Origin of the sequence: Coralliovum pocilloporae, assembly GCF_030845175.1 — a bacterium.
Classification (GTDB): Bacteria; Pseudomonadota; Alphaproteobacteria; order Rhizobiales; family Cohaesibacteraceae; genus Coralliovum; species Coralliovum pocilloporae.
On sequence record NZ_CP132542.1, the window covers coordinates 730327 to 752681 of the forward strand.

At 55.6% G+C, this 22355-nt stretch carries 21 protein-coding genes; 11 read left to right on the plus strand and 10 right to left on the minus strand.

Annotation, left to right across the window (positions count from 1 at the left end):
• Window positions 1-4: 4 nt before the first annotated feature.
• Genes RA157_RS03490 through RA157_RS03500 form a run of 3 tightly spaced genes read left to right on the plus strand, consistent with a single transcriptional unit; the run spans window position 5 to window position 5739 of the window.
• Window positions 5-916, plus strand: coding sequence for a DUF58 domain-containing protein (locus tag RA157_RS03490; RefSeq protein WP_350335088.1), 912 nt, complete (start codon window positions 5-7; stop codon window positions 914-916).
• Complete coding sequence (locus RA157_RS03495; protein WP_350335089.1) at window positions 913-3663, plus strand: DUF4159 domain-containing protein; 2751 nt, start codon at window positions 913-915, stop codon at window positions 3661-3663. The genes RA157_RS03490 and RA157_RS03495 overlap by 4 nt, the downstream gene beginning before the upstream one ends.
• Window positions 3664-3666: 3 nt before the next feature.
• On the plus strand, window positions 3667-5739 hold the full coding sequence (locus RA157_RS03500; protein WP_350335090.1) for a hypothetical protein: 2073 nt from the start codon (window positions 3667-3669) through the stop codon (window positions 5737-5739).
• Window positions 5740-5780: 41 nt separating this feature from the next.
• On the opposite strand, the gene RA157_RS03505 is transcribed toward RA157_RS03500, so the two are convergent.
• Entirely contained in the window at window positions 5781-6314 is a 534-nt protein-coding gene (locus RA157_RS03505; RefSeq protein ID WP_350335091.1) for a GNAT family N-acetyltransferase, read from the minus strand.
• 347 nt (window positions 6315-6661) lie between these two features.
• On the opposite strand from RA157_RS03505, the gene RA157_RS03510 reads away from it, so the two are divergent.
• Window positions 6662-7639, plus strand: a complete 978-nt coding sequence (locus RA157_RS03510; protein ID WP_350335092.1) for a glutathione S-transferase family protein — start codon at window positions 6662-6664, stop codon at window positions 7637-7639.
• A gap of 11 nt (window positions 7640-7650) precedes the next feature.
• Here RA157_RS03510 and RA157_RS03515 read toward each other — a convergent pair whose 3' ends face one another.
• Window positions 7651-8133, minus strand: coding sequence for an NUDIX domain-containing protein (locus RA157_RS03515; protein ID WP_350335093.1), 483 nt, complete (start codon window positions 8131-8133; stop codon window positions 7651-7653).
• Between the two features lie 89 nt (window positions 8134-8222).
• Between RA157_RS03515 and RA157_RS03520 the strand changes: the two genes are divergently transcribed.
• Window positions 8223-9122 carry a metallophosphoesterase family protein gene (locus RA157_RS03520; RefSeq protein ID WP_350335094.1) on the plus strand — a complete coding sequence of 300 codons (900 nt, stop codon included), beginning with the start codon at window positions 8223-8225 and terminating at the stop codon, window positions 9120-9122.
• A 6-nt stretch (window positions 9123-9128) separates the two neighbouring features.
• Here RA157_RS03520 and RA157_RS03525 read toward each other — a convergent pair whose 3' ends face one another.
• Window positions 9129-9686 carry a hypothetical protein gene (locus RA157_RS03525; RefSeq protein WP_350335095.1) on the minus strand — a complete coding sequence of 186 codons (558 nt, stop codon included), beginning with the start codon at window positions 9684-9686 and terminating at the stop codon, window positions 9129-9131.
• 127 nt (window positions 9687-9813) lie between these two features.
• Between RA157_RS03525 and mtnA the strand changes: the two genes are divergently transcribed.
• Window positions 9814-10908 carry an S-methyl-5-thioribose-1-phosphate isomerase gene (gene mtnA, locus RA157_RS03530; protein WP_350335096.1) on the plus strand — a complete coding sequence of 365 codons (1095 nt, stop codon included), beginning with the start codon at window positions 9814-9816 and terminating at the stop codon, window positions 10906-10908.
• Between the two features lie 31 nt (window positions 10909-10939).
• On the opposite strand, the gene RA157_RS03535 is transcribed toward mtnA, so the two are convergent.
• Window positions 10940-11725, minus strand: coding sequence for an alpha/beta fold hydrolase (locus RA157_RS03535; RefSeq protein WP_350335097.1), 786 nt, complete (start codon window positions 11723-11725; stop codon window positions 10940-10942).
• 182 nt (window positions 11726-11907) lie between these two features.
• Between RA157_RS03535 and RA157_RS03540 the strand changes: the two genes are divergently transcribed.
• From RA157_RS03540 to RA157_RS03550, 3 genes are all read left to right on the plus strand, one after another.
• The gene (locus tag RA157_RS03540) at window positions 11908-13326 is read left to right on the plus strand and encodes a lipopolysaccharide biosynthesis protein (RefSeq protein ID WP_350335098.1); all 1419 of its coding nucleotides are present in this window, start codon (window positions 11908-11910) and stop codon (window positions 13324-13326) included.
• A 60-nt stretch (window positions 13327-13386) separates the two neighbouring features.
• Entirely contained in the window at window positions 13387-14379 is a 993-nt protein-coding gene (locus tag RA157_RS03545) for a GlxA family transcriptional regulator (protein ID WP_350335099.1), read from the plus strand.
• A 124-nt stretch (window positions 14380-14503) separates the two neighbouring features.
• The gene (locus RA157_RS03550; protein WP_350335100.1) at window positions 14504-16039 is read left to right on the plus strand and encodes a trimethylamine methyltransferase family protein; all 1536 of its coding nucleotides are present in this window, start codon (window positions 14504-14506) and stop codon (window positions 16037-16039) included.
• A gap of 83 nt (window positions 16040-16122) precedes the next feature.
• Here RA157_RS03550 and cysQ read toward each other — a convergent pair whose 3' ends face one another.
• From cysQ to RA157_RS03565, 3 genes are all read right to left on the minus strand, one after another.
• Entirely contained in the window at window positions 16123-16896 is a 774-nt protein-coding gene (gene cysQ, locus RA157_RS03555) for a 3'(2'),5'-bisphosphate nucleotidase CysQ (RefSeq protein WP_350335101.1), read from the minus strand.
• 50 nt (window positions 16897-16946) lie between these two features.
• Window positions 16947-17420 (minus strand): response regulator, encoded by a 474-nt coding sequence (locus tag RA157_RS03560; protein WP_350335102.1) that lies wholly within the window; start codon window positions 17418-17420, stop codon window positions 16947-16949.
• Window positions 17421-17562: 142 nt separating this feature from the next.
• The gene (locus RA157_RS03565; RefSeq protein WP_350335103.1) at window positions 17563-18027 is read right to left on the minus strand and encodes an Lrp/AsnC family transcriptional regulator; all 465 of its coding nucleotides are present in this window, start codon (window positions 18025-18027) and stop codon (window positions 17563-17565) included.
• Between the two features lie 120 nt (window positions 18028-18147).
• On the opposite strand from RA157_RS03565, the gene RA157_RS03570 reads away from it, so the two are divergent.
• On the plus strand, window positions 18148-18429 hold the full coding sequence (locus RA157_RS03570) for a DUF6356 family protein (RefSeq protein ID WP_350335104.1): 282 nt from the start codon (window positions 18148-18150) through the stop codon (window positions 18427-18429).
• A gap of 43 nt (window positions 18430-18472) precedes the next feature.
• On the opposite strand, the gene RA157_RS03575 is transcribed toward RA157_RS03570, so the two are convergent.
• From RA157_RS03575 to RA157_RS03585, 3 genes are all read right to left on the minus strand, one after another.
• Window positions 18473-19360 carry an HpcH/HpaI aldolase/citrate lyase family protein gene (locus tag RA157_RS03575; protein ID WP_350335105.1) on the minus strand — a complete coding sequence of 296 codons (888 nt, stop codon included), beginning with the start codon at window positions 19358-19360 and terminating at the stop codon, window positions 18473-18475.
• 110 nt (window positions 19361-19470) lie between these two features.
• Entirely contained in the window at window positions 19471-19935 is a 465-nt protein-coding gene (locus RA157_RS03580) for a flavodoxin family protein (RefSeq protein ID WP_350335106.1), read from the minus strand.
• A 5-nt stretch (window positions 19936-19940) separates the two neighbouring features.
• A complete protein-coding gene (locus RA157_RS03585; protein ID WP_350335107.1) occupies window positions 19941-20948 on the minus strand; it encodes an NADPH:quinone reductase in 1008 nt (335 codons plus the stop codon).
• A gap of 207 nt (window positions 20949-21155) precedes the next feature.
• Here RA157_RS03585 and RA157_RS03590 point away from each other — a divergent pair, with 207 nt between their 5' ends.
• Window positions 21156-22328: a homogentisate 1,2-dioxygenase gene (locus RA157_RS03590; protein ID WP_350335108.1), complete on the plus strand. Its 1173-nt coding sequence runs from the start codon at window positions 21156-21158 to the stop codon at window positions 22326-22328.
• The last annotated feature ends 27 nt before the right edge of the window (window positions 22329-22355 follow it).

Sequence of the window (22355 nt, forward strand, 5' to 3'; positions counted from 1 at the left end):
TCGCATGAGCCAGGGCGCCGCACAGCACCTGTCCCAGATGCAGGCCATCGAAAACCGGACTCTGGACAATGCCGTCCGGCTTTCGAAACGGCTGCCGCAGCTGGTCATTCGCGCCCGCCAACTGGCAACCTCATTCAGCCAGGGCTGGCATGGGCGACGGCAGACCGGTATCGGGACAGAGTTCTGGCAATACCGCCCATACAGCTTTGGCGAATCCCGGCGACGCATCGACTGGCGACGAACCGCCCGCGATGACGTGGCGATTGTTCGGGAACGGGAATGGGCTGCATCCCATACAATCTGGCTGTGGTGCGATCTGGGCCCCTCAATGTATTACGGTTCGTCTCTGGCAGACGAAAGCAAGGCAGAACGGGCATTGCTGCTGCTTCTCGCGCTGGCAGAACTCTTGTCTGCATCCGGCGAAACCATCGGCCTTGTTGGTCATAAGACATTCGGCTTTAAAAACCGCGGTGCGGAGCGGCTGGCAGGTGTGTTGAACGCACGCGCCCTGTCGCCTTTGCCGTTGATGCTTCCGAGCAATGCCCGGCGACACAGCGACCTCATCCTGATCAGCGACTTCCTCGAACCCGCTGACCGACTGTCTCAAACGCTCTCTCCCTTTATCAGCAAAGGCATGCATATTTCTGCACTGCAAGTGCTTGATCCAAGCGAGGAAAGCTTTCCATTTTCCGGACGGGTACATTTTCTGGATCCGGGCGGTGCAAATCCCCATGAGGTGCAGCGTGCGGAACTGATCAAGGCAACTTATCAGGCCCGCCTTGTGGCCCATCGCCAATCTGTGGATCAGATCCTGAGGAAATCCGGACGCAGGCTTCAGTGCCATCATACAGACCGGTCTGCATCCACGCCGATCCAGGCCATTCTGAACCAGATTGAGGCGGGGAGATCAGCATGATCGGATCCTTGCCTCTCGCCTTCCAGACCCCCTGGCTGCTGGCCGGATTACTGGGCCTCGCCCTGCTCTACTGGCTGTTCCGACTGATCCCGCCACGGGCGAAGCGCATCCTGTTTCCGCCGCTACGCCTTCTCAGAGATATTGAGCCCAAAGAAACAACACCACGAACTGTACCATGGTGGCTGATTGCCCTGCGCCTGACGTTAACAGCGCTGATCATCATGGCTCTGGCAGGGCCGATCTGGCAGCCATCCGCCACTGCGATACCCTCAAAGCCTGTTCTAGTCATTTTGGAAAATGGCTGGACAACAGCCGCTGACTGGCCGGACCGCCAGAAAACGCTGGGCGATATCCTGCGCCGGGCTGCAGCCGGACAGCAACCGGTCACACTCCTTGTGAGCAATCCAGAAACCGATACCATTCGGCAAGGGCTGTCAGAAGATCTGGAAAGGCTTATTCCCGGCCTGTCGCCTTCGGCACTCCCAACAGATCGGGCTCGTCTTGTTGATGCTCTTTCGAACATCAGGGATGACTTCGGCATCATTCATTGGCTTGCAGCACCACAGCAGACAGGTGCTGCTGATGAACTGTCTCAGTCCCTCGCCAACCGGGCCGCGTCTGTTGTCACCTATCTCGGTCAGAAACCTGTCTATGGCCTCCTGCCCCCGAAAAGAACATCTGACGGGCTGAAACTCAGTCTGGCCCGCCTTCAGGAAACGGGGGATAGGGACATTCTTCTGACAGGACGGGATCGCGAAGGCCGTATTCTCTTCTCCGAGACCGCGCAATTTTCCAGCACAGAGACCGCAACAGAAACGGACCTCAAACTGCCCCTGGAAGTCAGGAACGATCTCAGTCAGCTTTCCATTGCTGATGTACCGCTCACTGGCGCAGTTCAGCTTCTCGACAATCGCTGGAAACGTGGCAAAGCACTTATTCTTGCGCCCGGTGAAGACAATGCCAGCGATTCCCTGCTCAGCGCATCCTACTATCTGGAACGGGCTATCATTCCCTATGCCGATCCGGCAACGCAAAGCGGTGATCTTGCGGCAAAGCTCGGTACCAACCCCAACCTGGTCGTCATGGCTGATCAGAGCCAACTGACCGATCTGGACCGGCAGGCTCTGTCCGCATGGGTGAAAGAGGGCGGTGTGCTGGTGCGCTTTGCAGGTCCCAGACTGGCCAGACGCAGCGGTCTTGACGACAATCTGCTGCCGGTCCGTCTCCGCCCCACAGAAAGAACCATCGGCGGACGCCTCAACTGGGAAGAGCCACAAAAGCTCACCCCTTTCCCGGAAGGAAGCCTGTTTCAGGGTCTGACGGTTCCCGACGATGTCAGCATCAGCGGGCAGGTTCTTGCCCGGCCTGAAGATGCCACCCAGGAACGCGTCTGGGCCAGCCTGGCGGACAACACCCCCCTGGTCACCGCCCGTAAGGATGTAGCGGGCTGGCTGGTTCTGTTCCATGTAACGGCTGATACAGACTGGTCCAACCTGCCGATTTCCGGCCTCTTTGTTGAGATGATGGAGCGGCTGGTCAATCTGTCACAGAATGCATCGGCACCATCTGCCATTGATACAGATGAAGGGCAGACACTGACCGCAAAACGCCTGCTGAACGGGTTTGGCGAACTGCTCCCGGCACCGGCAGACACACCTGTGCTGACGCAAGAAGATCTCAGGTCCTCAAAGGCAAATCCCGGTTATTACCGAACGGGTTCTGTTGAAGTAGCCATAAATCTGCTTGACGAAAACACACATCTGCAGCCCCTCTCACTCGAACTGGTGCAAGGCGATATTCTCGCTTATGCGGACGAACAGACGATTGACCTGACCGGATGGTTCCTGCTCATTGCCATTCTGCTGTTCATCATTGACGGCATGGTCTCCCTGTTCTCCCAGTTGCGGCCTTTCTCCACCCGTCTTGCCAGTCTGCTTGCAACGGCCGGCATCGGGCTGACGCTCATTCTTGCCGCAACAGACGGACACGCCCAGCAGGAGGCGATTGACGAACGCCTGCTTGATGCGGCACTGGACGCACGGCTGGCCTATGTGAGAACCGGTAATGACGAAACCGACACCATCGTCAGGCTGGGTCTGACAGGCCTTACCAAAGCCCTGAACAACCGCACGGCTTTCGAGCCCGCCCTGCCCGCAGGGCTCGACCTTGAAACGGATGAGCTGTCTTTCTACCCGTTCATCTATTTTGCTGTTGAACCCAGCGCACCTCGCCCATCGCAGAGAGCCATGCGGCGGCTGGACGCGTTCATGAAGAATGGCGGCACAGTCCTGTTTGACACACGGGATGCGGTCTCGGCCAGAACCGGCACGGCTACACCGGCCGCCGAACTGCTGCGTGACATGCTGTCCGATCTGGACATTCCGAGGCTGGAACCAGTCCCCGGCAATCATGTCCTCACCAAGACGTTCTATCTGCTTGATCTCTTTCCGGGACGCTTTTCAAGCGGTGAACTTTGGGTGGAGGTCACAGAGACAGAGGCTGATGCCAATAAACCGGTCCGGGTTGACGACAGCGTGTCCTCCATTCTGATCACCGGCAACGACTTTGCAGGAGCCTGGGCCATTGACCAGACCGGACGGCCTTATCTACCTCTGGGTGAGAATGCACCATGGCAAAGGGAAATCGCCTTGCGCGCTGGTATTAACATCATCATGTACACACTGACCGGAAACTACAAATCCGATCAGGTCCATGTTCCCGCCCTACTTGAACGACTAGGGCAATAGATCATGCCAATCAGTTTTCAGCCACTTATTCCCGATCTTCCGTTTTTCGCTGTTCTGGCAGGTCTCGCCATTCTGGCTCTGGCACAACTCGGACTGAGCAAGGGGCGAAACTGGCATCGTCCTCTGGCAGCGGTCGTTCTGGCCCTGCTGCTGTCCAATCCCGTCTGGCAGAATGACAAGACGGAGATCCTGCCCAACACACTCCTTGTTGTAGAAGACAGGTCTGAGAGCCAGACACTCGGCGACCGTGCTGACACCACCACAAAGGCCCGCGATCACATTCTCAAACAGGCCGAACGCCTGCCGAATATCACGGTTCAGACTGTTACGGTTTCCCCTGAAACGCTCGACGGAACACCGGGTAGCCGTATTCTGGAAGCGCTGGAAAAGGCTGCTGGTGAAATACCCGAGCGACGGCTGGCGGGCGCTGTCATTATCAGTGACGGGCGCATTCATGACACGGAAACCCTGCAGGAGAACCTCACTCTCAACGCACCACTCCATGCCCTTGTCACAGGCACGGACGAAGAGATTGACCGACGCCTGACACTGGTATCCGCTCCCAAATTCGGCATCGTTGGCGAAGAACAGACAATCCGCTTCAGGCTGGATCAGCAAGGCCGCGGAAATGCTCTTGAGGAAACCTTACGCGTTACCATCAAGAGAGACGGTAAAATCATCAACGAACTTCCGGTCCGTACAGGCGTTGATGCGGAGGTAAAGGTTGAGATTCCCCATCGCGGCAAGAGTCTGTTTGAGCTGTCCGTGGCACCATTCCCCGGAGAACTGACAGACCTCAACAATCAGCTGATCGTTCCAATTGAAGGCATTCGCGAAAACCTGCGCGTCCTGCTGGTCTCAGGTGCCCCACATCCAGGCGAACGAACCTGGCGCAATCTGCTGAAGTCCGACGCCTCCGTCGATCTTGTCCATTTCACCATCCTCCGCCCGCCCGACAAACAGGATGGCACCCCGGTCAACCAGCTCTCACTGATCGCCTTTCCGACCCGGGAGCTGTTCGCCGAGAAAATCAACCAGTTCGACCTGATCATCTTCGACCGCTACAAGCGTCGGGGTGTTCTGCCCCTGCTTTATTTCGACAATATCGCCAGATATGTGCGGGAAGGTGGTGCAATCCTTGTGGCGGCTGGCCCCGAATATGCGGAATTCGGTTCGCTGAACGAGACAATCCTGTCAACCGTTCTGCCGGTCAGGCCATCAGGCGGTATCCTTGAAACACCGTTCAAGGCCAGAACGACTGATATTGGCCGGAAACATCCGGTCTCCAGAAGCCTGCCGGGCGACGCTGACAGCCCAAGTTGGAGCCCCTGGTTCCGGGTGGTGGATTCAGACCCCACCAGCGGCGACACAATCATGAAAGCCGCAGATGACCGGCCTCTTCTCATTCTTGATCGGGTAGAAGAAGGTCGTATTGCCGTACTTCTGTCTGATCATGTCTGGCTCTGGCAGCGTGGATTCCAGGGCGGCGGCCCCTACCTGCCACTGCTGCGCCGGGTTGCCCATTGGCTGATGAAAGAGCCTGACCTTGAAGAGGAACGTCTCACAGCAAAACAACAAGGCCGGACACTGCAGGTGGAACGCCAAAGCCTGAAGGATGACCTGCCCCTGCTTCAGGTCACTCATCCCGACGGCACGACAACCAGCCACACCCTTGCAGAAGCCGGTAGCGGCAAATGGGTCACCACACTAACAGGGCTGAAACGCGGGCTTCACACACTCAGGAATGGAGATCTGACCTCCACTGTCATTTTCGGACGCGGCGCAGAGCTTGAATATCGGAACCCGTTGTCCACGCTGGAGTTTCTGTCTCCCCAAAGTGACAAGACAGGTGGCGTAACACGACGGCTGGCAAACGGTGACAGTCTGGCACTGCCATCGCTTTCGGTCATGTCTCACGGGCGTCGTAACTATTTCGGGTCCGGGTGGCTGGGGCTTCTCGAAGCGACTGAAGAAAAGGTGCTGGAAGTCCGGCGGGTGCCCATATTCGCGGGCTGGGTCGGCCTGCTGATCGCCTTCTCAATGCTGGCATGGATGTGGCGCAGGGAAGGTCGCTAGGGTCAAGACCCGTTGCTGACGCCTATTCTGCGATAGCAATTCTATCGCCCGGCTTTGATGGAGGCCTTCACAGTGCCACCCAACTCCCTGGCGCTCAGATTACCAAAGCAACAGGCGAGCACGCGGTGGGGGTCGACTGGTGCGGGAAACAGGACGGTTCCGAATCCTACCGGGTCAAACCCAAGTGGCCGATAATAGGGAGCATCTCCCACCAGAAGCACAAAATCGAGCCCTGCAGCTTCTGCAGCTTCAATCGCAAGATAGACCAGCTTCCGGCCAATCCCCCGCCCTTCATGATCCGGCAGGACAGCAAGTGGCCCCAGAAGAGCGCCTTTGTGACCACCGACGGTTACACGGGTCTGGATGACAGACCCGACCAGCCGCCCGCCTTCAACCGCCGAGAAACTCAGATCCCGGTCATGCTCCACGCCCTCACGCACCTTAAAGGCCGCACGGGTAAAACGCCCCGGACCAAAAGCCAGTTCATGCAGCGCAAGAACGTCTGAAGCATGGGAAGAATGATCAGCAACGAATGAAAGAGACGGGGCGAGCATGGTGTCGATCTCGTGTATCATTGGATACCTGATAAGCAAAACGGTTGGCATCCGTTCAATGGTCAGGGGCCGGACAGATCCGATTGTCAGAGGTGGAACCTCAAAAAACACCAAAACTCATCGTCGGAGAACCAACATATCAGCCATCTCTATAAATCTTATGCTTTCAAGAGATTTATCATCAAAATATTATTCGTCAATATAAAAAAATACAGAATATCCTTCTGAGAAATTAAAATTGCCCGTAAAGGCTCTCTAGACGAAACGGAGCGTTCACCGAATGAGCTCTCGTATTTCCAATCCACGATCGCGACATTGCAATAAGAATTCAGACGAAAACAACCCGTACGACCAGAAGGGACAGAATTATGGGGCTTTTGGTGGATGGTGTCTGGCACGACACCTGGTATGACACGAAATCATCCGGCGGCCGCTTTGTCCGCCAGGATGCCGGGTTCCGCAACTGGGTCACAAAAGACGGTTCTCCTGGTCCGTCCGGCCAAGGTGGGTTCAAGGCTGAGCCGGGCCGATACCATCTTTACGTCTCCTATGCATGTCCATGGGCGCATCGAACCCTCATCTTCCGCGCGCTGAAAAAGCTGGAAGATGTGATCAGCGTTGATGTTGTGCATTATCTCATGCGGGAGAAGGGTTGGACCTATCAGGCAACGGATGCTGCGACGGGCGACCGGCTGAACGGCTTTAACTATCATTATCAGGTCTATCAGGCGGCAAAACCGGATTATACCGGGCGTGTCACTGTTCCCGTATTATGGGACAAACAGACGGGCACTATTGTCTCCAATGAATCGTCCGAAATCATTCGTATGCTGAACTCGGCCTTTGACGAATGGGGTGATGCCGGTCTGGACTTCTGGCCGGAAGACCTCCGCGATGACATTGAAACAGTCAATGACCGGATCTATCACACGATCAATAACGGAGTTTATCGCTGCGGCTTTGCAACGACACAGGAGGCCTATGACGAGGCATTCGGGGAACTGTTTTCAACACTGGACTGGCTGGAGGATCGCCTCTCAAACCAGCGCTACCTCATGGGTGATCGCCTGACGGAAGCGGACTGGCGGCTGTTCGTTACGCTTGTCCGTTTTGACGCCGTCTATGTGGGACATTTCAAATGTAATCTCAGGCGGATCGCTGATTATCCCAACCTCAGCGGCTTCGTCCGGGAGCTCTATCAGGTGCCCGGTGTTTCAGATACGGTCAACATGCACCATATAAAACACCACTATTATGCCAGCCATGAGACAATCAACCCGACCGGCGTGGTGCCGAACGGGCCCGAGCTGGACTTCACCTTGCCACATGGCAGAGGTCATCTGTAGACAAGAGTGTTTTACCAGATTTCCGGCAGGGCACTGGCATTGTCGTTCTGCCGGATTTCTGAGAGCCGCCGACGCGTCGCCTCTGTGGTGTCCTCAGGCAGGTCATCGAGAGGAAAGAAACGGGCCTCGGCGATTTCGTGATCGGGCCTGCGCGGACTGTCCTGCACAAAGTCACGAACGATGTAGAGTGCCACATGATCCCGCGCGTATTCGCGCCTGTTCTGATAGACAGCAAACAGGTCCGGAGCACCTGTCAGCCGAATATTACCTTCCTCGCTCAATTCCTGTTTCAAGGCCGTGAGGAAACTCTGTCCGGCCTCTACACCACCTCCCGGAAGATACCAGCCGGGCAGGTAAGTATGCCGGACGAGGAAAACCTGTCCCTCACCATCAAGAACAACGGCTCGTACACCCAGTGTTGCCCCGCGCTTTAACAGCCAGAAGCGAAAGATAAGCGGCTTCATCACCTTGAAAAGGCGGTGGAAGGCAGTCATGGAGCAATCCTTTTCTGGACAGGATGAACAGTTCCGATAAGAACAGCAATGAGTCTTGACCCTAACCATCTACCAGAATAGCGTCATCCATGTTTCGCCTTGCTCACATATCCGATCCGCATCTTGGTCCCCTTCCGGACCCGTCCGGCATCGAACTCGCGTCCAAGAGAGTCCTTGGCTATATCAACTGGCGGAAAAACCGGGCCCGCACCCTGACCAATACGTTTCTGGACGGTCTGCTGGATGATATGCGCCAACACAGCCCCAATCATATTGCGGTAACGGGTGATCTCGTCAATCTTGCGCTCAAAGCGGAATTCAAGCCAGCCAGGCAATGGCTGACCACACTCGGCAAGCCCGCTGACGTCTCCGTCGTTCCAGGTAATCATGATGCCTATGTTCCAGGTGCCCTGGCAGAGGCGGAACGGTGCTGGCACGACTACATGTGCGGTGATGGTCATCCAAACGGCCTGCGCCCCACCTATCCCTATGTGCGGATAAGAGGCAATGTTGCACTGATTGGCGTATCCAGTGCTCGGGCCACGGGGCCTTTCATGGCAACCGGCTATATTGATTCCATTCAGGCCCGGCATCTCACCGAATTGCTTGCACACCTGAAGGACGAGAGGCTCTTCCGGGTGGTCATGATCCATCACCCGCCCATCAGAGGTGCCACCCATTGGCACAAGAGGCTGATTGCAGCCTCCCGTTTCCGGACAGCAATCAAGAAATCAGGCGCTGAGCTGGTCCTCCACGGACATACACATCTCGCCACCCGCATGAGCCTGCCCGGACCAGAGATGGATGTACCCGTTATCTGCGTTCCGTCCGCCTCAGCATCCCCAGGTGGCAGACGCCCGGCCGCCCGCTATAATCTCTTCGAAATTGATGGCGATGCCGGGAACTGGTCCTGCACAATGATTGAGCGCGGTTTCAGTCAGGAAAATCGGACGGAGGTTCAGGAACTCGGGCATCACATCTTGCTTTAGGGTCGGTCACCCCTGATAGAAGAACCAGGCATAGGCAAACAGCCCCCCTGCCCCGGCAAGAAGCCCGATAAGCAAACCGGCAAAGGCAGAGCGGAGTGCGACCCGCCGCCTCTCACGCTTCTGCAGCTCAGTACGCGCACCAAGTTTGGTCAACAGAAGATCACTTTCCTTGGTTTTCTCAAACTCGATGATCCGCCTGGCGACCATCTCGGTGATCTCATCTGCCACCTTGTCGACCTTATCACTTTCCAGCAGCACAATACGTCCAAGGCCGGTATCCTTGAGTATCCGATAGATCCGATGATCCCGGTTCATCGCCACATGGGTGGTGATATCAATCCAGAAACGCGGAGGATCGGCAGGCTGCAGTGCCATCGGGAAGCGGTCCCGGTCCTGAATTTGCGCTGTGACGGGCCGCAATTCGTCCTCAAGGACCCGCAATCGTGTCAGTGCCAGATCAGCAAGATCAGACACAGCATCATCCCTGTCCGCCACAGAGGAACGGATCTGCTTGATCGCACCTTCAAGACTGCGCGTCTTTTTTTCCTGTTCTGGTACACTCATTCACTGTGCCTGACATTGACAGGTCGACCGTTTCAACTCTACAGGGTCCATGCGATGCGTGTTGCCATTTTCCGCATCACATGCGTCAATATTAAAGTCCTTTGGTATAAGCTCAACGGAGCCGGATATGAAAATTCGTGGACAGCACTATCGCACAATCTGGCTGAACGATGATGGCTGGTCTGTCGACATCATTGATCAGACCAAATTCCCCCATCTGTTTGAAGTCACATCTCTTCAAACTATGGAGCAGGCAGCCGTCGCCATCAAGGACATGCTGGTTCGTGGCGCCCCACTGATCGGGGCGACCGCAGCTTATGGCCTCGCCCTGCAGATGCGTTCGGACAGCAGCGACGCGGCTCTGGAGCAGGCTTATCAGACACTGCACGCCACACGCCCGACGGCCATCAATCTGAAATGGGCGCTGGATCGCATGATGGCAATCCTGAAACCGGTCCAGCCACAAGACAGGACAGAAGCCGCTTACAAGGCTGCTGCTGATATCTGCGATGAAGATGTTGAGATCAATGCAGCCATTGGCAGAAACGGCCTTGAGATTATTCGCCGGCTTTCTGAAGCCAAGGGCGGAGCACTGGTCAACATTCTCACCCACTGCAATGCAGGCTGGCTGGCCACAGTCGACTGGGGTACGGCTACCGCACCTGTCTACATGGCCCATGATGCGGGGATTCCGGTTCATGTCTGGGTCGATGAGACCCGCCCGCGAAACCAGGGGGCATCACTGACCACCTGGGAGCTGGGCAATCATGGTGTTCCCAACACGGTGATCGTTGACAATGCCGGTGGTCATCTCATGCAGCACGGACAGGTGGACATCGTCTTCGTCGGCACAGACAGAACCACCGCCAATGGTGACGTGTGCAACAAGATCGGCACCTATCTGAAGGCCCTCGCAGCCTATGACAACAATGTGCCGTTCTACGTAACGCTTCCCTCACCCACCATCGATTTCACGGTGCATGACGGTGTCAGGGAAATCCCGATTGAAGAACGGTCCGGACTGGAAGTCAGCCATCTCACCGGCAAGACAGAAAACGGCTCCATTGAAACCATCCAGATTGTTCCGGATGGAACAGAGCTGGCCAACCCCGCTTTTGACGTCACCCCGGCCCGTCTGGTTACAGGGCTTGTGACAGAACGTGGCGTTGTCGAGGCCAGTGCCGAGGCTCTCGCAAAGGCCTTCCCGGAGAGAGCAAGCTAGGGTCAGGACCTAGATGTGAGGCAGAGACCCGCTATTCAGAACGAACATTTTCAAGGATAAGACGGGTCACTTCTGCCGGGATCTCATGATGCGGCATATGGCCGACACGTTCGAAGATATGTGTGGCGATGGTACCCGGCAGCTTATGGGACTGGCGCGTTGGCAGAACCCGGTCCTGCGTGCCCCACACGACCTTGACCGGACAGCCGATATCCGCCAGCTCCGCGCGCGGCAGAACCTTCTGATTCCGGTCATCAATGATCGCTTCGGCAATCTTGCACAGGCTTTCCGTGACACCAGGACGGGCCCGTTCTGTCACAACCTGGTCGATCAATTCGTCAGGCAGCAGAAATTCCCAGCCATAGAACTGCTCAAGCAGAACGAGAAGCCCGTCGGGGTTCTGTGCGCGGGCGAATGACCGGAGCAGCCGGTGATTAATCTCTGGCCCGAAACCGCCTGGCGCAAGAAGCGTCAGAGAAGCGGCTCTGTCCAGCGCACGCAAACCGATCAGCGAGGCAACGGCACCGCCCATGGAATGGCCTACAAAGTGAGCCTTTCCGATTTCAAGCGTATCAAGCGCAGACAGAACCGCCTTTGCGGCCACAACAGCATTGCAGGTCTCGGGATAGTCAAGAGACGCCCCATGACCTGGCAAATCAAACGCCAGAACCTGTCGCTCCGCCGACAAGGCTGGCAAGAGCCGTTTCCAGCCATCGGCAGTACCACCAAATCCATGCAGGAGAACAACCGGCGCCCCTTTCTTGTCTCCACGTCGAATAAAGCCGAGACCTTCGGTGTTTCCATCACATGTCGTCATAACGTTTCCATCGTCTGAATCGATTACATTTGGCACAAGCATACTGACAAGACAGGGTCTTTTCTAACGAAACAGCCGGATCTTAAAGAGATATTTACCAGGAAACTCATCAGCCTGAATTTGCACCGGGCTTTAACGCCTTTTCCCTAGACTGGCCAGAACCCATCGAGGCATCAAAGCATATGACCATTACCGATACCAAGCAGGACCAACAGACCAGTGGCGCAGCAGCGCGTGCAGTCGCTCGTCTGACCGCCCTGCTTCACGTGCTTCGGCATGGTAAAGGAGATGATGCGGAAACGCAGAGACAGGCCGTTCTGACATTCCTCATTCGAGTGATGAGTGCTGGCATTCTCTATATCATGCAGGTCTGTCTGGCCCGCATGATGGGTTCCACCGAGTTTGGCATATTTGCCTTTGTCTGGACCTGCGTCACCATCCTCGGATTGTTCTCCTGTCTTGGTTTCAACGTTTCGGTCAAACGCTTTCTGATCGAATATCTGACACGAGATGATCACGACAGCGCCCGCGGCTGGTTGCGCTACATGTATGGTATCGTCCTTGCCTCATCGGTCGGCCTGTCCCTGCTGGGGCTCATGGGCCTGCAATTCTTCGGTGACTGGGTCGCCAGTTACTATGTCATGCCCTTCTATCTGGGGCTGATCTGTATCCCGTTGTTTGCACTGACGGATATTCAGGAAGGCCAGGCAATCAGCCAGTCAAAGGTCTCTCTCGGCCTTGTGCCACCTTATATTCTCAGGCCCTTGTCTATCCTGGCCTTCATGATAGCCATGATCCTCATGGATTTCCCCGCAACGGCCGAGACCGCTCTGACCGCAGCCATTCTGGCGACCGCTTTTGCCTGCCTGTTCCAGTCAGTGCGGCTCTATGCTCACACCCGGAACGATATTCCGCGCGGCCCCAGAACCTATGCCAGCCGGACATGGCTGAGCGTTTCGCTACCGCTGTTTATTGTTGAGGGATTCTATCTGCTCGCAAGCTATGCAGATATTATCATTCTCGGCCGCTTTGTCGGCCCGGACCAGATCGCCATCTACTATGCCAGCATCAAGACCATGGCACTCGTGGCCTTTGTTCACTACGCACTGGAGCAGGTATCCGCTAGCCGGTTCACCCAGTTTGCTACGCGTGATGACAGGGAAGGCCTTCGGACGTTCTTCCAACAGACCATCAACTGGACGTTCTGGCCATCCTTGGCGGCGGCGATTGTTATCATTGCAATCGGCAAACCGGTTCTCTGGGTCTTCGGGCCGGAGTTCACTGAAGGGTATCCGATTATCCTGATGCTCGCAGTCAGCCTGCTGCTTCAGTCTGCAGCCGGACCGGTCGCACCTCTTCTCAGCATGACCGGACATGAAAGACTGATCCTCTGGGCAACCGGAAGCGCGATGCTGATCAATATCACGCTGAACTTTGTTCTGATCCCGCATATCGGCCTGTTTGGAGCGGCCGCAGCAACAGCAACGGGATCAATTGTCCAGACATTGATCCTGGCTCGTTTCACACACAAGAAATTCGGCATTGATGTACTGTTCTGGCGCCACAGGACATCTGACCATAAGACATTGGACCCGGTCTAGGGTCAGGACTCATTAATTTCGTTCATTCCACTCTCCGTCAAACTGGTCTAGAACGGTTATGTGTCAACAGCTCATATGCGACCCACCATGCCGGACCGGACCAGAATTGGTTTTTTCCTGACCCAGAACTTCCCGATTGTGACGTTCTCGTCTGCGGTGGAGCCAATGCGTGCTGCCAATGAGGTCCAGCGTGCTGATCTCTATCGCTGGTCCATTTATACCGATGGTGGAACACCCGTACGGTCAAGTTCTCATATCCTCGTGACACCGGACGGGGACATTGAGGATATCACTGAAGAACTCGATATCCTGTTTGTCGTCGCGGGTGTCCCTGAAGAGCTGACCGGGCTTGACCGGCTTATCAACAAGCTGCGTTATCTGTCGCGGCGCGGCATTATCATTGGCGCCATTAGCGGGGGCGTTTTTCCGCTGGCCGAAGCCGGGCTACTGGATGACCATCGCTGCAGCGTCCACTGGTACTACCAGAGTGCCTTCAAAGAACGCTATCCACGCGTGGAGGCCACCTCTCGCCTGTTTGAGATTGACCGCAGCCGCTATACCTGCGCGGGAGGCACAGCAGCTCTGGACCTGATGCTGACCCTGATGTCCGATGATCTCGGTCACACAGTCAGCAATGAAATCTCAAGCTGGTTCCAGCATGATCGCATTCGCAATGTGAATGATGAACAAAGCCTGTCAGTTCAGAAGACTCTCAGTGTGAATTCGATACCGGTCACGAAGGCTATCTCCCTGTTCCGACAGAATATCGAAACCCCACTCTCGATGAGTGATGTGGCGGACAATGTGGGGGTCACGGTGCGACAGCTCGAACGGCTGTTCAAGATCCACCTGCAGAGTTCACCAGCGCAATATGCCATGAAGCTGCGTCTGGCCCGTGCTCGTGAGCTGCTGCTCTATTCCAGCATGCCGGTCTCGGAGATTGCACTAGCAGCCGGTTTTGAGTCTCCATCCCATTTCTCGCGCAACTATCGCAGAGAATATGGCTGCGCCCCGAGTGAGCACAGACGCCAGCGCGTTTCAGGCCAGGGCTGAGGCCCCAAGGCGGGAACCACAACGTCGCGATTTTGAAACTTGACCACAATCCCGGTCGCAAACCGCCAAGTTTATGGAGACGCAACTCCTAACGTGAACAGACTGACCACGATGGAGAGTTTCTATGTCACGCCGCCGCGCCAGATCCGGCCCAAGATCAAGAGCCCAGACACCTGAAAAACTGCCCCAATTACCATGGCAGTCCGTTCAGAATCCCTATCAGCCTCTTGATATCCTGTCAGACGACCAGCTTGAGGCTATCCATCAGAACTCTCTCCGGATCCTGCAGGAACTGGGCATTGAGGTCATGAGCGCAGACGCTCTTGAGCTTTTCCGCGAAGCCGGAGCTGAGATTGACGACGCAACCATGACCGTACGGCTCGCTCCTGAGATTGTTGAGCAGGCTCTCAGCACAGTGCCGTCACACTTCACATTGACACCACGCAACCCGGACCGACAGATAACACTGGGTGGCAATCATCTGACATTCGGCCTCGTGGCCGGGCCACCAAGCGTCCATGACTGCATCAATGGACGCCGCAGCGGCAATCTTCAGGATTATGAGAACTTTATCCGCCTGGCTCACCATTTCAACGCAGTACATATGATCGGCAATCAGGTCGTTGCGCCGGTGGAGCTGCCTGCACCCAGTCGACATCTGGACACTTACAACGCCAACATCACTTATTCCGACCTTTCCTATCACTGCACCGCAATCGGGCGCGAAAGAGCTGTGGATGGCATCACCATGATGGCTATCAGCCGTGGCATGACACCAGAGCAGATGATGGATGATCCCGGTGTCATGACCATCATCTCGGTCAACAGTCCGCGGAAATTTGACGACGCCATGAGTGATGGCCTGATTGCCATGGCTGAATATGGCCAGGCTGTCTCAGTCACGCCGTTCACACTGATGGGCGCAATGACGCCGGTTACGCTGGCCGCTGCGCTGTCGCAACAGAATGCCGAAGCCCTGTTCGGCATTACGCTGGCTCAGCTTGTCCGTCCTGGCACCCCAGTCATGTATGGCGCTTTCACATCCAATGTCGATATGAGGTCCGGCGCTCCCGCCTTCGGAACTCCGGAAAATGCCAAGGCGAATGCCGCGAGTGGTCAGCTCGCCCGGAAATACGGTATCCCCTACAGAACATCGAACGCCAACGCCTCAAATTGCGCCGACGCTCAGGCCGTCTACGAAACCCAGATGGCGCTTTGGGGCGCGGTGCTCGGTCATGCCAATATTGTCTATCATGGAGCAGGCTGGCTCGAAGGCGGTCTGACAGCATCCTATGAAAAGTTCATCCTGGACGTGGAAATGATCCAGAACATGATCGAATTCCTCAAACCGCTGGATACGAGCGCAGATGAGCTGGCGTTTGACGCTATCCGCAATGTTCCCACCGGCGGACATTTTTTCGGCGAGGCCCATACGATGGAGCGCTACGAAACCGCTTTTTACAGACCGCTGGTCTCTGACTGGCAGAACCATGAGAACTGGGAAGCCGCTGGCAGTAAGACCGCAACAGACCGGGCAACAGAAATCTGGCAGCAGGCCCTTGAGGAATACGAGCAGCCACAAATGGATGCTTCAATCCGTGAAGAGCTGGATGCCTATATCGCCAGACGCAGAGAAGCCTTGTCGGCAAAGACATTTTAGGGTCAAAACTCATTGCTCACGTCCATTCTGTTCATCAGGGAAGGGCAGAATGGGCGCAAACAAAAGCGCAGGACAGGTGGATCCTAGGATTCAGACTGAACAGAACCCCAGGCAATGAAAGCGCCATTTCTGTATTCAGGCTTGCCATAGAGGAACGGCGACTTGTCCGGATTGGTGACACGACCACCGGCTGCGCGCAAAACAGCATCTCCGGCAGCTGTATCCCATTCCATGGTTGGTCCGAAACGAGGATAAACATCCGCTTCACCAGACGCGACCAGGCAGAACTTGAGAGACGATCCGATAGAGATCGTCTCAGAAATACCGTGATCTTCAAGCCATTGATTGGTTGCCTCATCCCGGTGAGATTTACTGGCAACAGCCACAGCGCCGGTTTCAGGCACCGCGCGCAAGGCAAGGGCACGCGTCACGCCACCGGATGTTTCCTCGGCTCCCGTCTCTTCTGAGCCTGAGAACAGGCGATCCAGAGCAGGTGCATAAACAACACCGAGAACCGGCGTACCACCCCGGACCAGAGCAATGTTGACGGTGAATGACCCCTGCCCGTCACGACGCAGGAATTCCTTGGTCCCATCCAGCGGATCAACCAGAAAAAATTCATCCACCGCCGCAAGGGCATGGCTGTCGGCATTCTCTTCAGACACAACGGGAATATCAGGCGCAATCTCAGACAGAGCCTTGAGGATGACAGCCTCCGCAGCCTGGTCTGCCACGGTTACAGGAGAGCCATCCGACTTGAACGATGCATCCGCACCTTCAGCGTAAACTTCCATAATGCGCGCACCCGCTTCCCGGACAACAGCGTGAAGCGGCGACAACAGAGATTGCAATGTCATGGACTATCCAGATCTTGAAACGTTTAAGAGATGCAGCAGAAGCTCGTCTATCAATCGACGTAATAGAGATGCGAAGTATGGAACCAGTAATCCACAATGGTCTGCATAATCCGCATCATACCGTCTTTTGACGTTGCCTTGGTGATAACCGAATTGGCCCCGATTTCATAGGCCTTGCGCACAACATCCGGATCATCACTGGTGGTGACCACAACAGCAGGAATTCTTGAAAAGACCGGATCAGCCCGCAAGTGACGGAGGAATGTTGCACCATCCATTGTCGGCATATTGAGATCAAGCAGGATCAGATTGACAGCATCCACAGACTGCTCGGCATTCTGCTCGCGCAGCAAATGAAGTGCTTCTTCACCATTATTCGCCACATCAAGCGCGATGCTCATTCCGGTCGCGTTCAGGGCTCGCTTCATCAGGAAAATATCATCCGGATCATCTTCCACCAGAAGAATCCGGATATCGTGTCCTGCTATCCCGGCCCCATCCCGGATATTGGAGTTCGATACCATCAAAGCGCCCCTACGGTCGGCAAACAATCGCCTCATCATGCATATAGGCACGCAAACCCAAAACAGAAGAGCCTGCGCGCATTCGTCCCACCTACCACACTATGGGAAAGTTCTTAAGAATTTTTCCAAACCGTGGAAAAGTCTACACAGGGTCAACGGGTATCTCAGTGGTGTCTTTCAAAGTTTCCATTGAAATATAAGAGGTTACATCAAAGAGTGGCGCCGCTTTGACAATCTGTTTATAGACCCGGTCATAATCCTTGATGTCACAGACCGCCAGCTTCAGCATATAGTCTACATGCCCGCTCAGACGGTGCAGTTCTATAACTTCAGGAATACGCCGTACCGCGGATGAAAACTGATGAAACCAGTTGTCATCATGCTGATTGGTTCGCACTTCCACAAAAACCGTCAGAGCCTTGTTCACCTTCTCCCGGTCAACCAGAGCCACCCGCCCACGGATATATCCATTCTCTTCAAGCAACTTGATACGACGCCAGCATGCATTGGCGGACAGATTGACGGCCTCAGCAATATCCGCGTTGGTTCTGGTCGCGTCGGCCTGCAGGCAGGCGAGGATTTTTGCATCGATGTTATCTAATCTCATAAAATCCTCATATATTGGGATGGAATTAGAATAATTAGAAATTAAATGTGATTTTTGGGAAAAATTCAATCACAATATGGCGTAGACTCTCCAAAGACTTCAAAAGAAGAGAGTGACACCATGAAAACCTTGCTGAAAGACCTGTTCGTCACCCATCCGGAAAGCGTCGACGAGACCTATTTCGAGCATATGGGCCAGGCCCTCTCCTTTGCAGGAACCATGGCCAAAGGCATGCTGATGGCTCTGGTCCACGCCTTTATCCCGGGCCTGTTTGAGAAAAGCGCCAGCCGCCTGGTTACAGGACTGCATGACCGGATGGTCACCAATCGCGTACGCGCACCCCAGACGCAGCCACAGACGCTGCCCCAGGGCAACGCTGTTTCAGTCACCCACAAGGGTTAGGGTTCAGTCCCATAGATACAGGCCATAAATTCAGGCCATAAATTCAGGATCGCCCTGCGATGGCATCCGCAATGGCAACCATATCACGCGCCATATCCGCATGCAGTCGCTCGACCATGCGCCCGTCCAGACGAAGCGCACCCCTGGTTTGATTTTCAGGGCGGGAAAAGGCTTCGATAATCTTACGGGCAAAGGCTACATCGTCCGGCATCGGTGAGAAGATCTGATTACAGATCTCCACCTGCCGCGGATGGATCAATGTCTTGCCGTCAAACCCCAGCTCGAGGCCCTGCTGGCATTCCGCTGCAAAACCGGCATAGTCATCAATATTATTGAACACCCCATCAAGAACTGAAAGACCAAACGCTCGCGCGGCCGCAAGGCATGTCTGAAGCCATGGCAGCATCGTATAGCGGTCTCCGACCAGATGAGCCTTGGTATCCTTTGCCAGGTCATTAGTCCCGGCCACGAAGCAGGAAAGCCTGCTGCCAGCATCCGTTTTTGCCGTTGCGGCAATATCCCGAGCATTGAGAATGCTAAGCGGTGTCTCGATCATCGCCCAGAGTTTGACGTCAGCGGAACATCCCACTTTGTCGAGAACAGCCTGAGACGCAAAAACGTCGTCCTGTTCGGAGACTTTCGGCACCAGAATAGCATCTGGAGCAGCATTGGCAGCCGCCTCAAGATCAGCCTCTCCCCATTCAGTGGTCAGAGCATTGATGCGGATCACCACTTCCCGATGGCCATAGGCTCTCGACTGCGCTGCACGACAGACCTGCTCCCGGGCCAGTTCCTTCGCATCAGGAGCAACTGCATCCTCAAGATCGAAGATCAGCACATCTGCATCAAGCCCCTTCGCCTTTTCAAGCGCACGGGCGTTGGAACCCGGCATGTAGAGGACAGAACGGCGTGGGCGAACAGTATGGGACATATTGGAACTCGTCTGGCTGATTGTTAAACGAGACCATAATCAACCGTGCTGCACCGCACCACTGGTCATTGGACCAATAGAGCGTGCGATGAAACAGCAACCTTTGGGGCTCAGAAAATTCCAGCCTCAAGCCCTGCAGCTACCGCCATGCCCAGCTCTTCGCACTGATCCACGAAAGCCTTGTCCCAGTCTCCCTTGCACAGCAGAGGCTCCTGAACAGCACGCCAGCGCAGGCCGGTGACAATTCTCTGAACACCGATCCGGGTTCCTGTGCCATCCAGCCCGGCCCGTATATAGAGCGCATAGGCAAGGCCCTGCTTCTTCTCAAGAACCGGGTAATAAACCCGGTCAAAGAAGTCCTTCAGGGCTCCGCTCATATAACCCAGGTTTTCCGTGGTCCCGAGAATAATGGCATCAGCTGCCAACACATCCTCCGGGCTGGTGTCAAAAGGTGACTGGGCAATGACGTCAATGCCATCAATATCATCCGATGCCGCCCCGCGCTGTACGGCATCCCGTAGAGCCTGAGTATTTGGGGACGGCACATGCCCGACGATCAGAAGGCGTTTTGGCATCGCAATTATCCGGCGGCTATCTGAAGCACCACATTGCCGGTCAACCCACCGGCCTCAACAGCCTCATGAGCTTCCGCAATCTGCTCAAACGGATAAGTCGCTGCAACAAGCGGAGCAAGCGCACCATCCCTCAGGAACGCATTGATATCTTCAATCGCCGCCCATTTGGCATCATCCGGCATAGCATAGACAAACACCAGACGGATCGTCGTATTGTTGAACATGGCCTGATAGAAAGGCAGGGACGGTTCCGGCGCTCCCATGGAGGCATAAGTCGCAATGACGCCATTCCGTTTCAGGATTTGCGGCGTCAGGGACACATGGACCCCGAAGTCCACATCAACCAGACGGTCAACACTGTTGGCGCCGAATTCTTCAACGATCCGCGCTGCCAGATCCTCCGTCCTGTAATTGATAACCAGAGCCGCACCTGCCGCACGTGCCAGCGCAGACTTCGCATCATTGCTCACAGTAGCAATCACAGTAGCACCAGCCGCAGAGGCCATCTGGACGGCAAGCAACCCCACAGAACCAGCCCCACCGGTCACCAGAACAATCCGCCCATCCACAGGACCGTCAGCAAAAACAGCCCGGTGCGCGGTCATGGCAGGCACACCGAGACAAGCACCCTCATCAAAACTCACACCGTGGGGAAGCGGGGCGGCGAGATCTTCCGAACAGATAATCTGATCCGCAGCGGTCCCGTTTGCACCTTGTGCCATTCCATCTTCAGAGCGGTTGATATTGAACAGCCAGACATGCTCACCAATACGACGCTCGGAAACCCCGTCTCCCACAGCATCAATGATGCCCGCGCCATCATTGTGAACCATGACTTCATCAGCCGGAAGCGGCCCTTGCGCCCCTGCCCTCACCTTCACATCTGACGGATTGACGCCGCTTGACATGACCTGCACGCGAACCTCACCGGCACCCGGTTCAGGGGACGGACGATCTTCAATCGTTATGACATCACGAGCAGCACCACGGCTTCTGGTTACAGCAACACGCATTCTTGCCTCCGGCAGACTGATTCAGTTTCTTATTCCGGAGTTAACCGACCACATATGCCCCAAAAAGAAAAGGACCTTCTCCCTGTTACACAATCGCCCGCCTGTCGCTGACGGAGGCATTTCACCCGGCTGATAGCGTAGAATTTGACATTAGTTACATATGTAACTATCTATCAGTCAGAGAAACCACTACTCCGGGAGGCTTCAATGGGATCTGAGCACATTTCTTTTCCACGCAGACAGGGCCAGGCATCCCGCCAGGCCCATGCGGACCTGCCGGATGGAACCTTCGAACGGGAGCTGGGCAAGGAAGGGTTCTTCGGTCCGGCAACCATGATGTATCACACACATCCGCCAACCGGCTGGACCAGCTGGTCCGGCCCATTGCGCCCGCGTGCCTTCGATCTCAACCGGATCGACGATCATTCCTCTTCTGTCTGGGATGCATCCGTCATCCTGCACAACAGCAGTGTCATCATGCGTCGCTGGTCGCTGTCCGGAAAGATGGACTACCTCGCACGCAACGGCGATGGCGATGAGCTGCTGTTCATTCACCGAGGCAGCGGTGATCTGTTTTGTGACTATGGCCACCTGCCTGTCTCCCAGGGCGATTATGTGGTTCTGCCTCGCTCCACCATGTGGCGCATCGAGGCCACCTCGCCAATCGACATGCTGCTGTTTGAATGCACGAATGGCAGCTATCGCATGCCCGAAAAAGGCATGGTTGGACGCCATGCAGTCTACGATGCAGGTGTGCTGCAATCTCCCGAAATAAACGAGGCCTTTCTGGCCCAGCAGGGCAATGACGAATGGCATGTGAAGATCCGTCGCTCAGGGGAAATCTCGACGGTGGTCTATCCGTTCAATCCGCTGGACGCTGTGGGATGGCAGGGTGATCTCGCACCGGTCAAACTCAATGTAAAAGACATCCGACCACTGATGTCCCATCGCTATCACCTGCCGCCATCCGCCCACACAACATGGGTTGGCAATCGCTTTGTGATTTGCACCTTCGTGCCCCGTCCGTTCGAGACAGACCCCGGCGCACTGAAGGTCCCCTTCTTCCACAACAATGATGATTATGACGAAGTGCTGTTTTATCACGATGGGGACTTCTTCAGCCGCGACAATATCGAGGCTGGCATGGTCACCTGGCACCCCTGCGGCTTTACCCATGGCCCGCACCCCAAAGCACTCCAGAGGATGTTCGAGCAGCCAAAGACGATGACTGATGAATACGCGGTCATGCTCGACACCCGTGACGGCCTCAAAATGGGAGAGGCCGCCGCGTCCGTGGAAGTTGCGGAATATGCGGATTCCTGGAAGGCCTCGGGCGGCCCGCTGACACCACCATCGATCCCCAAAGATGCAGCGGAATAACCGGGTTCACAGAGGCAGGGCTTATCA

Bases quoted from the DNA above. Each gene is read 5' to 3' on its own strand.
- RA157_RS03490 (WP_350335088.1), top strand. From the start codon at position 5: ATGAGCCAGGGCGCCGCACAGCACCTGTCCCAGATGCAGGCCATCGAA.
- RA157_RS03495 (WP_350335089.1), top strand. From the start codon at position 913: ATGATCGGATCCTTGCCTCTCGCCTTCCAGACCCCCTGGCTGCTGGCC.
- RA157_RS03500 (WP_350335090.1), top strand. From the start codon at position 3,667: ATGCCAATCAGTTTTCAGCCACTTATTCCCGATCTTCCGTTTTTCGCT.
- RA157_RS03505 (WP_350335091.1), bottom strand. From the start codon at position 6,314: ATGATACACGAGATCGACACCATGCTCGCCCCGTCTCTTTCATTCGTT.
- RA157_RS03510 (WP_350335092.1), top strand. From the start codon at position 6,662: ATGGGGCTTTTGGTGGATGGTGTCTGGCACGACACCTGGTATGACACG.
- RA157_RS03515 (WP_350335093.1), bottom strand. From the start codon at position 8,133: ATGACTGCCTTCCACCGCCTTTTCAAGGTGATGAAGCCGCTTATCTTT.
- RA157_RS03520 (WP_350335094.1), top strand. From the start codon at position 8,223: ATGTTTCGCCTTGCTCACATATCCGATCCGCATCTTGGTCCCCTTCCG.
- RA157_RS03525 (WP_350335095.1), bottom strand. From the start codon at position 9,686: ATGAGTGTACCAGAACAGGAAAAAAAGACGCGCAGTCTTGAAGGTGCG.
- mtnA (WP_350335096.1), top strand. From the start codon at position 9,814: ATGAAAATTCGTGGACAGCACTATCGCACAATCTGGCTGAACGATGAT.
- RA157_RS03535 (WP_350335097.1), bottom strand. From the start codon at position 11,725: ATGACGACATGTGATGGAAACACCGAAGGTCTCGGCTTTATTCGACGT.
- RA157_RS03540 (WP_350335098.1), top strand. From the start codon at position 11,908: ATGACCATTACCGATACCAAGCAGGACCAACAGACCAGTGGCGCAGCA.
- RA157_RS03550 (WP_350335100.1), top strand. From the start codon at position 14,504: ATGTCACGCCGCCGCGCCAGATCCGGCCCAAGATCAAGAGCCCAGACA.
- cysQ (WP_350335101.1), bottom strand. From the start codon at position 16,896: ATGACATTGCAATCTCTGTTGTCGCCGCTTCACGCTGTTGTCCGGGAA.
- RA157_RS03560 (WP_350335102.1), bottom strand. From the start codon at position 17,420: ATGGTATCGAACTCCAATATCCGGGATGGGGCCGGGATAGCAGGACAC.
- RA157_RS03565 (WP_350335103.1), bottom strand. From the start codon at position 18,027: ATGAGATTAGATAACATCGATGCAAAAATCCTCGCCTGCCTGCAGGCC.
- RA157_RS03570 (WP_350335104.1), top strand. From the start codon at position 18,148: ATGAAAACCTTGCTGAAAGACCTGTTCGTCACCCATCCGGAAAGCGTC.
- RA157_RS03575 (WP_350335105.1), bottom strand. From the start codon at position 19,360: ATGTCCCATACTGTTCGCCCACGCCGTTCTGTCCTCTACATGCCGGGT.
- RA157_RS03580 (WP_350335106.1), bottom strand. From the start codon at position 19,935: ATGCCAAAACGCCTTCTGATCGTCGGGCATGTGCCGTCCCCAAATACT.
- RA157_RS03585 (WP_350335107.1), bottom strand. From the start codon at position 20,948: ATGCGTGTTGCTGTAACCAGAAGCCGTGGTGCTGCTCGTGATGTCATA.
- RA157_RS03590 (WP_350335108.1), top strand. From the start codon at position 21,156: ATGGGATCTGAGCACATTTCTTTTCCACGCAGACAGGGCCAGGCATCC.